The organism is Pseudoalteromonas sp. MelDa3, from assembly GCF_002863625.1.
Lineage (GTDB): Bacteria > Pseudomonadota > Gammaproteobacteria > Enterobacterales > Alteromonadaceae > Pseudoalteromonas > Pseudoalteromonas arctica.
This window is the reverse complement of the sequence record NZ_PJBR01000110.1, coordinates 1-13,790: the sequence shown is the minus strand read 5'-3', so window position 1 is coordinate 13,790 and position 13,790 is coordinate 1. Positions and strand designations below refer to the sequence as shown.

Here is a 13,790-nt window from a genome sequence, read left to right as displayed (position 1 = left end):
ACAGGGGTGATAAATTTGTCTAGCATGTTTGTTGCCTTATGCGTATTAAAGCCACGAATTAAAGTGCGCTATTTAAAGTAATGAGTTTGCCATTTGCAGCGTCGGCGTCGCTATGGTCATGAGTTACCATAATTGCAGGTAGCTTATGATCGCGTATTTGGCTAAACACGAGTTCGCGTGTATCAACACGCAGTTGGGTGTCGAGTTTGCTAAAGGGTTCGTCGAGTAAAATGGCTTTAGGTTCGCTCAGCAGCATACGTAATAATGCAACACGGGCTTGCTGCCCGCCCGATAAGTTATCGGGGTGACGATTGCCCATATCTTTAAGACCTACTTGCTCAAGTGCATGTTCTATTTTTTCAAGACGTTGTTTTTTATTACCTTTGGGCATTGCAAAGGCAATGTTACCAGCAACAGTTAAATGCGAAAACAATAAAGCGTCTTGATAAAGCACTCCAATATGGCGCAAGTGTGGAGGGGTGTTATCGATATTTTGACCATTAAGCCACACCTCTCCATTGGCCTTAAAGCTACTTGGTAAAGTACCCGTAAGCCAATTTAATAAGCTTGATTTACCACTGCCCGATGGGCCCATAATAGTCAGAATTTCACCGCCATTAACTTGCTCGTTTAAGCTAAGTAGCAGCTCATTTTGGCGATAAAGCTGACAATTTTTAATCTGTAACGATGACTGCATTAAAAAACCTTAACCCTGATAGTGTTAAACATGGGTGCTTTAAATATGTGCACTTTTAAGCACGTGCACTTTTGAAAAAATATTTAGGTAAAACCCATGCCAGTATAAATCCAATAAGCGGTAACACCATTTGCATAATAGCGTACACGGCACTGGTGCGTCTGCTTGCGCCATTGGCAAGCGTAACGGCTTCGGTTGTTATTGTGGCTATGCGCCCGCCGCCAGCTAAAAGCGTAGGGAGGTATTGTCCAAAACTAATTGCTAAGCCCAGTGCGGCTGCAATTAAAATAGGGGCAAACAACTGAGGTAGTTTTACTTTAAAAAACACCTTACATGGCGCTGCGCCTAGGCTTGCTGCAACATGAGCAAAACGAGGATCTAAGCGCCTATAACTGCTCGCAAGTGACAAAAACACATAAGGCAACACAAACAGTAAATGCGTAAGTACCACATTAAAAAATGCGGCTTGGTTATTTACCAATTGCTGTATCCATACTAGCCCAAACAAAAAGGCAATACTGGGTACTAATAACGGTAAGTAAATAATTAAACTGGTAAAACGAGAAATAGGTTTGTCACTCAACTGCTCTGATTCTAAACACACTAAAGTAAGTATAATGGCAAATAGTGTGGTTACTAAACCGATTGCTAGCGTATTAAAAAGCGGGCTGCCCATTTGCATTAGCGCACTTTTAAAATGCAGTAGCGTAAATTGTTCAGGCATTGCATCTGGAAAGCGCCAAAAACCTGCAACCGACCACATAACTAAACCAATAAGTGACAACAGTATAAAACTAATTACTAATGCGGTGAGTACGACCGTTATTTTTTGCCAATAAAATCCGCCGTATTCGCGCACTCCATTGGTGAGAGAGTCGCTAAATAGCACTTTTACGGCCTTTTCTGCGCCAAGCCAAAGGGCTAACAACCCGCCTGTAACAGCCAGTTGTAATAAAGCACCTGCTGAGGCTTTAATACGCAGGTTTAAATCAACATCGTTAAACCAATGCATTATTGCAACGGCCAACGTGGGTGGTGTATTTGGGCCTAAAATGAGTGGCATTTCTACACTGGCACTTGCATAGGCAAGCACGGCTAAAAGGGGTAAACGCAGCAGCGGATAAAGACTTGGCAGTATTACTTTAAAAAAGGCAGTCATTGGGCAATAACCCAAGTTAAGCGCAACCTTATGTTGTTGGCGTAATTTTTTGCCAAGCTCAGGTTGAGCAAGTACGCCCAGTGCCATTAATAATAAAAAGGGAAGCTCTTTGAGTGTTAAGCCTAAAATAATACTAATACCGAACGAATCATGCGGAAACATGCCGTTTGGCGCAAGTTCCCAGCCGCTTAACCAAGGCGACGCTAAGCGTGAAATCATACCTGAAGGGGCAATTAAAAACCCCACCGCAATAGCGGCGGCGGCATGAGGTATAACTAATATAGGGCTCAATAAACGCTGAATTCGGTTAAGCCACGGGCTGTTAAAAAATGCAGCTAAAATCATTAAGGTAATGACAAAAGCAAGCAAAGTACTTATTAAGCCCGTTGCAACGCTTAGAGTAACCATTTGGGTAAGGCCAGGTGTTTGCCAAAGGGCATTAAAACCTTGCAAGCTAAACGTTGTTTGCTCAAGTACGGGCGCATAACCAAAGGTAGGCAGCAATACGCTAATTAAGCCACCAAGTACGGGTAATATAAGTAAAGCGAGTAAAAATCGCGGGCTAAATTTTACAATGCGCGTAAACATATCGGTGCTGCACTGCGTTGTTGCTTTGGTATTTACTGGTACACTTTTTGAAATAACGCTCATTGGCTTACTCCATAACGGGTTTGCCAACCTTGCATAATGGCGTTTACCCAGCTTGGATGAGGTTCGCTCAATGTGCGTTTAATACTGTTTAAAGGCAGTGCACTTGGATGCGGTTTAGCTGTTTTAAATAAGGCTTGCTGTTCAGGCGTTAACGTTGATTGAATAAGTACGCTTTTATCGCCCCATATATGCGCTTTTTGTTTTTCAGCTTGCGCCTCAGGGCTGAGTAAAAAATTAGCCACTAATTGCGCACTTTGCTGGTGGCTTGCATTGTAAGGGATTGCCACAAAATGAGTATTACTTAAACTGCCATCACTCATTGCGTAACTGCGAATGCTGTTTGGTAAATCATAGCGTTTTACAGCTGCCGGTACTTCAGGTGCTGAAAAAGTAAAGGCTAAACTTAGCTCTGTATCGTCTACTAAGCGGCGCATTTGAGCGCCACTTTGCATAAAATGAGTGCCACCACGCCAAAGAGTTGGGTGTAGTTTATCTAAAAAGTCCCATAACGGATTTAGCACTTGTGCAGTATTTAAAGCGGTAGCTGGTTGGTTTAACTGCGCTTTAATGTTTTCGCTGCTTTGCTGATGCAGTACAACTAAGGCGTATTTTAAAAAGCTCATACCTAAAAAGTCAGGCGGCTTTGGGTAACTAAAGCGACCAGGGTTTTGCGCGCTCCAGTTTAATAATTTGTTTAATGTCGTCGGCAATTTATTGTTTGCCTTACCATTTATTGCAATGCTGTCGTAATAAAATGTAAGTGACGCTTGCCCCCATGGAGCCTCCATACCATTGGTAGGTAAACCAAAGTCAAAGGTTACAGCAGGGTTGTTAGCCGGATCGGTTAATGCAAAGTAGGGGAGTTTATTAGCCCATTGCTTTAAAAGCAAAGAGTGCTCACTCATGGTGGCAAAGTTAGCCCCGTTGATCCACATTAAATCTACGCTGCCTTGGTTGTTATTGTTTGCTGATTTTTCGGCAAGTACACGGCTTACTGCTTCGCTGGTATCGCTTAATTTTACATGCACTAGGTTAATGTTGTACTTAGTTTTAACTTGCTGCGCTGCCCATTGAATATAAGCATTTATTTGCGCGTCGCCGCCCCATGCATAAAAGTATACATCTTGATTGCGACCAAGTGTTTGAACTTGTTGCCAGCGAGATCCCTGTTGTGTGTTAATTACTAAATTACTTTTACTATTTGAGTTAATAACGGGATTAGCAAATGCAGTGCTCGAAAAAACAGCTAAATTTGCAATTGCACAAACGCAAAACGCGACACAGCAAAAGCTGTATCGCGCCTGTGTTTGCCAAAACTTAATGGCGAACATTTAAATCCCAGTTGTAGTCTAAAAATTTAACTTTCATGTCATCATTTTTAAGTGCTTTTTGCTGAGCGGGTATCAGTTTAAGTGCATCGCTGTATTGCAAGAAAAACTGCTGTAGCGTGTTTGCACCTCTAAAGCCTTTTTCAAAGTCATCGCCGTACCACTTAAATATTGAAGACACGCTTAGCGTATTTTCTTGAGCCATATTACGTGTCATATCTGATAAAAAGCGCACCGTTTGCTCTTGCAATTGGCTTTCTAAATCAGTGGCTGTATACGCTTCTTCTCGAAGCGCTGGGCAACCAATACTTGCGCAATTTACCGCAAAGTGAATGCGTGGGTCGTTGTATTTACCACTGCCACGTATTAAACCATGCTCTATATCATCAAGGCTGCGAGTTTTGCCAAGTAATGGCACAAACTCTTTACTCCATGGTGAGCTAAAAAAGCTTCCTAAGTCTTTGATTGATTTAAGATCTGGATACTTTGTCAATATAAGTTCAACAGTCCACGCATTATAAGCATTGATTAAAAAAGCGAGTTGCTTAGGCTTTTCCCATGCGTCAAATTCGCTTTGCGTTACAGCCGTTAACGAATCTAGATACGTTTTTAGCTGTGCATGCTCACGTTTTATGGCAGCGTAATCAACCTCAGTACTGTGATTATGGTTAATAGCGACAACATGCTTATTTAACAATGCATTCCAGCTATCGTGTATGTTTTGGGCTTGGGCCGAAAATGACGTTGTAAACGATGTTACAACTAAAGCCGAACCAAGTAGTAATGCTTTTAGAGGTGTTTTAAACATAATTAACCTCGACGCCAAGTATGGTATTTTTCAAGCAAGTTAAGCACTTTTTCAGGTGCATGAGCGCGTTTCCACTCGCCTGCTGCGTACTTATTACCTTCAGCCCAAGTAGGGTAGCTGTGTATAGTACCGAGTATTTTATTAAGGCCTAAGCCGTGTTTCATTGCCAGTACAAACTCAGCAATCAAATCGCCAGCGTGTTCAGATACCACGGTAACACCGAGTATTTTGTCTTTGCCTTTGGGTGTAATCACTTTAATAAAGCCTTTTGTAGCGCTGTCGGTAATTGCACGGTCTAGCTCTTCAAATTCAAAGCGAGTAATTTCGTAATCTATGCCTTTGTCTTTTGCGTCTTGCTCGTTTAAGCCAACACGTGCAACTTCTGGGTCAATAAACGTAGTCCACGGAATAACACGGTAATCTACTTTAAACTTTTTAAGGTTACCAAATAAGCCATTTACCGCTGCGTACCAACCTTGATGGGCTGCAACATGTGTAAATTGGTATGGACCTACAATATCGCCTGCTGCAAAAATATTAGGGTACAGTGTTTCAAGGTACTCGTTAGTTACTACTGTGCGGTTTGTTTCTATGCCTAGCTCTTCAAGACCGTAACCTTTAAGGCGCGCACTTCTACCAACGGCACATAATAGCTCGTCGTATTCAATATCTATTTCTTTGTCGTCATGCTTAACAACAATATATTTTTTACCATCGCGCGTTTCACAGCGAAGTGCTTGGTGCGATGTTAAAATATTAACGCCACTTTCAGTTAACGCTTCGTGAGCAAAAGTAGACACTTCAATATCTTCTTTGATCATAATGCGTTCGCTCATTTCAATTTGCGTAACACTTGAACCTAAACGTGCAAAGCTTTGTGCTAATTCGCTACCAATTGGACCGCCACCTAGTACTACAAGTTTTTTAGGTGCCTCATCCAGCTCTGCAAATTTATTCCACAATGTATCGCTTGTTACATAGCCTGTTTCTTCAATACCAGGTAATGGCGGTACAAATGGGCGTGCGCCAGTGGCAATAACAATAGTACGGGCAGTGAGTGTTTGCGTGCCGCCGTCGTTAAGTTTAATTTCTACAGTCCACGGGTCTATTAATTTACCGTAACCTTTTACAACATCTACGCCTAAGTTAGTGTAACGTTCAACACTGTCGTGTGGTGCTACATCGGCAATAACTTTATGTACACGCGCCATTACTTTTTTGAACGAAAACTGTGGTGTTGCGTTTTCTAGGCCGTAGTTTTCACCGTGGCGAATTTGCTCTGCAATTTTAGCGCTTTTAATAACTGCCTTACTTGGAACACAACCGTAGTTTAAACAGTCTCCGCCCATTTCGCCTGCTTCAATAAGGGTTACTTTTGCTTTAACAGCAGCAGCAATATAACTTGTTACCAAACCACCTGCGCCTGCACCAATAACAATCATGTTACGGTCGAATTTTTTAGGCTTAGTGTAGTTTTTGTATACGCGACGTTTTTTAAACACGTTTAAGATTCCTTTAGCAATGAATGGGAAAATGCCCAATAAAGCGAATGATAAGATTAAGTTGAATGATAAAATTCCAGATAAGCTATCTATTTGAGCCAGTTGCGTACCTGCGTTAACAAATACAAATGTACCGGCTAGCATACCTGCTTGGCTTACCCAGTAATAAGTCCATGACTTTATTGAAGTAACACCCATTAATAGGTTTATTAAAAAGAACGGAAACACCGGCACTAAACGAAGAGTAAATAAGTAAAATCCACCTTCTTTTTCAACGCCTGCATCAATTGCAGCTAAGCGCTCAGGAAAGCGTTTTTTAATAGTGTCGCGTAGTAAGTAACGCGATACTAAAAAGGCAAGTGTTGCGCCAATAGTTGAGGCAAAAGATGCAACCAATAAGCCTTCAACTAAGCCAAATAATGCACCTGCTGCAAGTGTCAAAATAGCCGCGCCCGGTAACGAGAGAGCTGTTACTACTACGTACAGTAAAAAGAACCCACCAATAACCAACAACGGTGACTGCTCTTTGTAATCGCTAAACTGATCCATTGACCCTTTTAAGCCATCAAGCGTAAGTAGTTGGTGTAAGTCAAAATGAAAGAACAGGCCGACGGCGGCCGCTGCAATCAATAATAAAAATATTTTTTTAATCATGTTCTCTCTCTTAAAAACTATGCGTAAGGGTTAACTTGGCGTTAATTGGCAACTCAGGAAAAGCTAAAGTTGCACCAAAGTAACCGCCTTCAAATACTGGGCGCCAGTTTTTTTGATTCGTTACGTTGTTCACATCTAATCGTAACTTGGTACTAGGCGTAAAAGCATAGCTAGTATTTACGTTTAGTGTGTACTGATCACGAATTTTTACTGTCGCCAAAAAGTCTAATGGGTAACTCTTTGTATATAGACCTGAAAAACCCGTTTGCCATTTCGAATTAATTGAATAATTTCCGTTAAAGCTGAACGATTGCTCAGGGATACCCTGTACACGGGTGTTTGAAGGTGCAAAAGCGGTAAAGCTAGGTGCGCCAACACTGGTACCTTCAATAATATCTGGACGTGAGTTGTCAAATGCATCAGCGACTTGAGCTGAATCTTGGCTACTTGCAGAATTATCGTAGCGAGCATCAATATAGCTGTAGCCAGCACTTAGCCAATAAGGGTAAGCATCATAAAATACTTGGCTTTCAAAGCCGGTAGTACGAATGCCGGTATTACTACCATCACGGTTACGTAAACTACGACGTTGGCTAAACACTGCACCATCGGCGTACCAATCACTATCGGTTGGTGCGTATTTTAAACCAAATTCAACTAAGGTATTTTCGGTTGAAAAGTTTTGCGCGCTAATCGTGTTGTCGCCACCAAGAGACGTGCCGCCAGCCATGCTATTTGATGTGGCTTCGTTGTAACTTGCTGCACCATAAGTGGTGTAATCACCATTTAATCGGTAGTTAAAGCTTACTTGCCCCGAATGTAGCTTATCGTTAATGCTATCGCTCGCTGCAATTTCACCTTCTGGTGCTATTGGGTCGTGCGCGTCTACGTCATAAAAATCAATGCGGTAGCCAACACTTGTATGAAACTTATCTGTCCAATCAGAATCCTGCTGAATAGCAAAGCCTGTTTGCCATGAACGCGAATCGGTAGTGTCTGATAAGTTAAAGTCGCCACTGCCGTCATTATTAATATCATATTGACCACCAGGGGATACAAATACACCTGGGCTAATTTCAATTAAACGCGCTTGTTGTACATCAGTTAAAGGAATGCGGCGATTTGAAATTGGGCCAGTTAAATCAATAGGTAAGTCGGCTTCTGTTGTAAATTGGCTGTAGCCTAATACGCGGTTATAACGCACATCAAATGCAAAAATTGTTTGCTGGTCGCTATTCCAAAGATAGGTAAGCTCGGTACGGTTTTGCGCGGTATCGGCACCATCTATAATTTCAACAAAGCTATTTTGTGCAATTTCTTCGCGTTGTAAGTGCTGAAAATACGTAATGTTTTTTATTGATGCGTTGTTGGAAAGTTCACGCTTATAAATGCTGTGTAGTAAATAAGTAGTGGCTTCGTTCTGATTATCAGGATCGGTAAGTACTGTACTACGGTCTATTTTTACTTGCCCAGTTGGTGAGATTATTGAACCTGCTGCCGGTACTGTGCTGCCATTTGCTTGCACGCCTTGGCCGGTAATATAAAGGCCATTATCTATTAGCGCTTGAGTAGGGCGGTTAATACCTGCGTTATCGGTAAATTCAACTTGGTATAACTCAAAGTTAATATCCCAGCTGCTCTTGTCATCAGGTAATACGCGTAATGATGCAAATAAGCTGTCGCTCTTTGTGCCTGAAAAGTCGTAGTAGCTGCCGTTATCTATGTGTTCAGCGCTTACTCTAAAGCCTACTTTGTCTTTTACAATGGGTGCACTGTAATCAACTAAAACACTGTACTGATCCCATCGACCTGCAGATACCGTTGCTTTGCCTTTACTTTCGTCAGTTGATGCTTTTTTAGAATGTAAGTTTACAAAACCACCGTTGCGTTGGCTTGAGCCAAATAATACCGGCGGCGCGCCTTTTACCACGTCTATCTGTTCTATAGAGTTGAACGATAAGGGCACACCAAAGCCGTTATTACCGGCTTGTCGGCGTGTGCCATCTTGAAAAAGCTCACCTAATTGCCCACGAATAGTAGGTAAACTAGGTGCGCCAAAACCACTGGCTGAATAGGTATTAGGGCTTACTGCGAGCACGTCTTGTAAAGTCGTAATATTGAGTTGCTCTATTAACTCGCTTGAAATTGGTGTGACTGAGCGGGCTATATCTTGTAGGGCTAAGTTGTCGCCAAAAGGGCCGTCTACAGTGGCGTTTTTAACCGAAAGACCTTGAGATTTAATAGCTTGGCCTGCCACCTCAATGCGCTCTATTGCGCCATCTTTTGTTGTTTTTGATTCTTCGGCTGCAAAAGCATTAAGTGGTGTATTTAATATAGTGGCTAGGGAAAGTGCTAAATATGCGTGTTTCAAACGTTTTCTCTCTACGGTTAAAATGTTGTTGGCGATAAAGACCGAAAGGATTAAAAATAAATTTCAGTAAAATTTCGATTCTTTTTGTTTTTTAGAACATAACAAAACAGATGTATTATAAAGGTGGTAATTAAGTACTATAGTTTTATCAGTCGATAAAATATCAATAGAGCGATTGTATTAGAGTGAATGTAAATATTTGCTTTTAATGGGCTTTTTAAATTATAGACTACTTTTCACCTGCTAACATTTTAAAGTTGTTAACTTTTACGCAGCATTTTTTAATTCCAAAAATAAGCTTCACTTTTATTACTACAAAGCTTAATTACTTTTTTAGTTAAAATAATTAAATTTTTTTGAAATAAAAAATAACTTATACGGTCTAGGTTACTTCAACGTTTATTAATATTCATTTAAGGAAATTTTATGACAGGTTCAATGAGTTCTGATGTGCAAAACCGTTTGCAATGGTCACTTTTATCTTTGCGTTTAGGCGTATTTATTGTAATGGTTATGTGGACGTTCGATAAATTCGTAAACCCTGGTCATAGCGCACGTATTTTCGAACATTTTTACGGTATTAGTGGCTCATCTGACATAGTTGCTTATGTTATCGGTGCTCTACAACTTGTATTAGTATTGGCATTTTTAGCGGGTATTAAAAAGCGTATAACTTACGGTATCATTTTTGTAATGCATGGCTTATCAACGCTTTCTTCGTACAACCAGTATATAGATGGCTTTAATAACTTATTATTCTTCACTGCATGGCCAATGTGGGCTGCGTGTTTCGCACTTTACTTATTACGCGACCAAGACGTAAAATTTACTGTAAAGTAATAAAATATATGCAAAAAATTGGTTATAAGCTATTTGGCTTATAACCAATAAGTACACAGGGAGTGCGGAAGTCGGTTTATACGTTAATGCATAGCGTCGTTGTATTGCTTTGCTAAGCTTTGTTTTTGCCCTTCGGTTAGTGCTTTACCCGCTAATTGAAATACTTCGTGTTCTTCTTCACTTAAATGATGATGTACTAAATGGTGCAGCTTTTTAGCTGCAACTAACCATGCAGACGAGCTCATTTCGGTATCTTCAAGTTGTTCAATTAATTCATCAATTTCGTGATGTTCAGCTACGCTGTGGCGCGCTTTTTCATGAGTTAAGTCATCAAACATAAGTGGGTTGTAAAAGTAACGTTCTTCAAACTTTGCGTGCTGTTCTAATTCTGTTTTTAGCTCGTCCATTAGCGTGTGGCGCTGCTCTGTGTCGCCGTGCGTTTGAATAAGTGCATCTACTAATTTTCTTTGTTTGTCATGGTCATGACGTAGTGCTTCAAAAATATTCATAACTAATCCTTTTACAATTTATTTGCTTATACCATTAACTAGCAAACTAAATGCCAAATATTAAGTTGATGTATTTTATTGCTTTTATTTTGATTTTTTATTTTTATGCTCATATCACTGTAAATTTTACAGTGATATGAATGCAATAATTTCAGGCTTTTACGTAGTTCAATTATAAAGTGAGTATAAATTCCTACAGAACCTTACAAATATTTACTGGTTGTTTATTTTATTGCAGTGATAAAGTAGCAACATTATTTAGGTACAATCTATATGTATTACTCCCACATATAATATCAATCGGTATAAATGCAGGTAGCACGTTAACTTAATAGGATAGTTTAAGGATGAACATAAAAAGCCCCATCGCCGCATTATTGCTGTGCGCTTTACTAAGTGCCTGTAGTACAGCCCCACGTTCTGACCCTAACTTATGCATTGAAGAGGCCGAAACGGTTGATCGAAATGGCGCTCAAACAAGCTCAGAAGTTTATAATCAATGCATTAGCGCACAAATTAAAAAGGATGAAAAAAATGATACTTTTTTTGATGCAGTGGGGGCGTTCTTTTTTGAATTTTTTGTAATGGTGGTAGAAAGTAAATAGGCTAACTTGCAGCTGTAATTTAAATTAAATAAGTTGCGTAAAAATAGGATTAGTTATGAAGCAATTATTGATAGCAATTCCACTTTTTTTATTACTAAGCGCTTGTGCGGCACAGCCTTACGCAGGCTCGGCAAAATGTATGGAACAAGCAGATATTGCATACGAAACCGATACACGTAAAAATGAAACATTAGATAATGAATGCAAAGCTGCAAAAGTAAATACGCCTAATAAAGAGCTTGAGAATCACGGTTTGGTTGATAGAAGTCTTTTACAGCTAATCGTTAGCTTTTTAAATGGCGTATTTCAATAGTACATATACAGTAAAAATATAATTAAATAAGGTATGTATGAGGGAAGAACTAAGAGCAAAAATAATTACCGTGTGCGATAAAAAAATAGCAGTTAAAGGCGAAAATGTAGGGCTTTCTTTTTATGCATTTTTTGCTAATAAAAACGACGACCCAGAGCTACTTATGGAAGCTGCTACTTGGTGGATACACACCCATAAATTAGATCATTTTGTAAAGGCACATAAAATTAAACAGATGGTTTTAGATGGACTTTAGTCAATTAACTGAGCCAATACTTTTAGCTGTGTTTATTTAATCAACAACGACTTGGTTTCTTCCGTTTTCTTTTGCTTTATAAAGTAATTTATCTGCATGCTTAATAAGAACATCTAGTGTGCTTTTTAAAGGGCTACTTACAGAGGCTCCTGCACTAAAAGTGATTTTTGTATCTGTAGGAAAGTCTTCTATATTACTGCAATGCTCGGCGAAGCTAATAGCGAGTCGGTTAAATATATCGCGAATTATTCGTTCATCAGCCGTATTTAGTGCAAATAACCATTCTTCGCCGCCGTAACGGCCAAACTGATGATCATTACATAGTGTTTCTCTTGCAGCTTTTGCAAAGGCAATAAGAACTAAATCGCCAACATCGTGACCAAAATGGTCGTTAACTTTTTTAAAGTAGTCTAAGTCAACAATTGCTATAGTCATTTTACCTTCACCAAGTTTTGCTTCTGCTGCGCGCATTATTCCTCTGCGATTAGGGCAATTTGTTAGGTAATCTGTTAATGAAATATTGTGATATTTTTGACGTTGTCGAGCCTGCCGATAAAATAAAAATAATGAAGCAATAACTAAAATAAAAGCAATAGCAGCGCTAAGTCGCCAAATTATTTTTTGATGATATTCTTCTTTAGCTTGTAGCTCACTAATATCTTTTGCGTACTCTAGTTGCTGTATTTTTTCTTCTTTTTCTTTTACTTCAAACTTTATCTGTAGTGTTTTTATATTATTTTCACTGGTAGCTTCGTAGTGTTTTTTTGTATAAAGGAGCTTCTGTTCAATTGCTTCAAAAGCCTCGTCAGTGTAGTTAAGGCGTCGTTTTAGCTCATAGCGTTTACTTAAAAAATCGGCTTTATAAATACTGCGGCTGAATTTATCTAATTTAAAAAACACCTCATCGTTTGCTTCATTTGCTTGATCAAGTAAATCTAGTTTTATATATATGTCAGCTAACAAAATGAGCGATGCGAGTTGCATGTCGTGAACACCTGCAGAACGAGCAAGCTCAATGTTTTCTTTAGTTAGAGTTAAAGCTTTATCGTAATTTGCTTGTAAGTACTCAATACTGGCAATTGAGTACTGAGCAAAGGTTAAGCCTTTTTGCATATTAACTTTTTTGAAATAGAGCAATGCTTTGTCTAGGTATATTAAGGCATCTTTAGGTTTCTTAATCTCCAGCAATACATTGCCTAAGCTCCAATATGCTTTTGAGGTAAAAAGCCCATCTTGTGTTTGCTCATATGCCGCAACCGCTTTTTTTGCATAATATACGGCTTTGTCTTTTTCGTTTAGATAATTATATGCATCGGCTATTTTTCTAAAAAAGTATCCTTGAGATGCTGAATCATCATCTTTTAATGCTAATTCTAACCCCTCTAGTGCAACATTTAGGGTCTTTTTCAATGCATCTGTATCGGTGTAATAGTAAGCAAGTGCTCGTAAAATAATGATTTTTTCTTTAGTTGAATGCTGTTGCAAGCTCTCTTCTAACTTTGTGGCTAGCGTTTGTGCTGGAGCTGGGTTTGGCTCTCTCGCTAGAGACTTAAGTTGTGATTCGAGAAATAATAAATATACACTTTTTTGATTTGGTAACTCTTTGTTCTTTAAGTAATAGGATAAGTGTGTGTTTAACGCTTCGTATTTTTCTTGTCTAAAAAGTAACTCCGCATACAAAGCGGCCGCTTCTAGATGAAGGTTTTCCCAATTTTGCTCTTTGCTTATTTTAAACGCTTGAGTGAGTTTGTCTTCATTTTGAAGATAGTCTAATTCATTCAGTTTTATGTTGTTGATCAGGACTTGAGTTGTGTCAAAGTCTAGCGCATGTAAAGTCGCACTTAATGAGTCGCCGTTAGCTGAGGCAAGCTTACTTAAAAGTAAAAATAAAAGGAGAACAATATACTTTGCCCGTAAAGTATTACCTAAAACCTTTATTTGTGCATTGTTAGTCATGTTAATCCTTTGCTGACTTATTTTTATTAGGAAATACTTTTCTACATTGCTTAATAAACTTGGGCTTGAACAGTTTTTTATACTCATTATTGAAAAAATAAGACCATAAACGATATCAATTTAATTACGCGGATTCAAACT

The 13,790-nt window shown here is 39.3% G+C and carries 12 protein-coding genes; 4 read left to right on the top strand and 8 right to left on the bottom strand.

The window, feature by feature from the left end; all coding sequences use genetic code 11:
- Positions 1-58: 58 nt before the first annotated feature.
- The 6 genes from CXF89_RS16655 to CXF89_RS16630 are packed head-to-tail and all read right to left on the bottom strand — an operon-like array spanning position 59 to position 9,170.
- Positions 59-697 (bottom strand): ATP-binding cassette domain-containing protein, encoded by a 639-nt coding sequence (locus CXF89_RS16655; RefSeq protein ID WP_002960109.1) that lies wholly within the window; start codon positions 695-697, stop codon positions 59-61.
- Between the two features lie 55 nt (positions 698-752).
- Positions 753-2,507 carry an ABC transporter permease gene (locus CXF89_RS16650; protein ID WP_121955234.1) on the bottom strand — a complete coding sequence of 585 codons (1,755 nt, stop codon included), beginning with the start codon at positions 2,505-2,507 and terminating at the stop codon, positions 753-755.
- Positions 2,504-3,838 (bottom strand): ABC transporter substrate-binding protein, encoded by a 1,335-nt coding sequence (locus tag CXF89_RS16645; protein WP_121955233.1) that lies wholly within the window; start codon positions 3,836-3,838, stop codon positions 2,504-2,506. Before CXF89_RS16645 ends, CXF89_RS16650 begins: the two co-directional genes overlap by 4 nt.
- Positions 3,825-4,643 carry a DUF547 domain-containing protein gene (locus CXF89_RS16640; protein ID WP_121955232.1) on the bottom strand — a complete coding sequence of 273 codons (819 nt, stop codon included), beginning with the start codon at positions 4,641-4,643 and terminating at the stop codon, positions 3,825-3,827. Before CXF89_RS16640 ends, CXF89_RS16645 begins: the two co-directional genes overlap by 14 nt.
- A gap of 2 nt (positions 4,644-4,645) precedes the next feature.
- The gene (locus CXF89_RS16635) at positions 4,646-6,799 is read right to left on the bottom strand and encodes an FAD-dependent oxidoreductase (RefSeq protein WP_121955231.1); all 2,154 of its coding nucleotides are present in this window, start codon (positions 6,797-6,799) and stop codon (positions 4,646-4,648) included.
- Positions 6,800-6,809: 10 nt separating this feature from the next.
- Positions 6,810-9,170: a TonB-dependent receptor gene (locus CXF89_RS16630; RefSeq protein ID WP_121955230.1), complete on the bottom strand. Its 2,361-nt coding sequence runs from the start codon at positions 9,168-9,170 to the stop codon at positions 6,810-6,812.
- 426 nt (positions 9,171-9,596) lie between these two features.
- Here CXF89_RS16630 and CXF89_RS16625 point away from each other — a divergent pair, with 426 nt between their 5' ends.
- Positions 9,597-10,010: a hypothetical protein gene (locus tag CXF89_RS16625; protein ID WP_007581772.1), complete on the top strand. Its 414-nt coding sequence runs from the start codon at positions 9,597-9,599 to the stop codon at positions 10,008-10,010.
- Between the two features lie 83 nt (positions 10,011-10,093).
- On the opposite strand, the gene CXF89_RS16620 is transcribed toward CXF89_RS16625, so the two are convergent.
- Complete coding sequence (locus CXF89_RS16620) at positions 10,094-10,519, bottom strand: hemerythrin domain-containing protein (RefSeq protein WP_024591907.1); 426 nt, start codon at positions 10,517-10,519, stop codon at positions 10,094-10,096.
- Between the two features lie 347 nt (positions 10,520-10,866).
- Here CXF89_RS16620 and CXF89_RS16615 point away from each other — a divergent pair, with 347 nt between their 5' ends.
- From CXF89_RS16615 to CXF89_RS16605, 3 genes are read left to right on the top strand one after another with little or no spacing between them, the layout of a single operon-like run.
- Positions 10,867-11,124 carry a hypothetical protein gene (locus CXF89_RS16615; protein ID WP_121955229.1) on the top strand — a complete coding sequence of 86 codons (258 nt, stop codon included), beginning with the start codon at positions 10,867-10,869 and terminating at the stop codon, positions 11,122-11,124.
- A gap of 55 nt (positions 11,125-11,179) precedes the next feature.
- Complete coding sequence (locus CXF89_RS16610; RefSeq protein ID WP_076924238.1) at positions 11,180-11,437, top strand: hypothetical protein; 258 nt, start codon at positions 11,180-11,182, stop codon at positions 11,435-11,437.
- Between the two features lie 37 nt (positions 11,438-11,474).
- Entirely contained in the window at positions 11,475-11,693 is a 219-nt protein-coding gene (locus CXF89_RS16605; RefSeq protein ID WP_024591904.1) for a DUF6500 family protein, read from the top strand.
- Between the two features lie 36 nt (positions 11,694-11,729).
- On the opposite strand, the gene CXF89_RS16600 is transcribed toward CXF89_RS16605, so the two are convergent.
- The gene (locus tag CXF89_RS16600; protein ID WP_121955228.1) at positions 11,730-13,649 is read right to left on the bottom strand and encodes a tetratricopeptide repeat-containing diguanylate cyclase; all 1,920 of its coding nucleotides are present in this window, start codon (positions 13,647-13,649) and stop codon (positions 11,730-11,732) included.
- Positions 13,650-13,790: the final 141 nt, after the last annotated feature.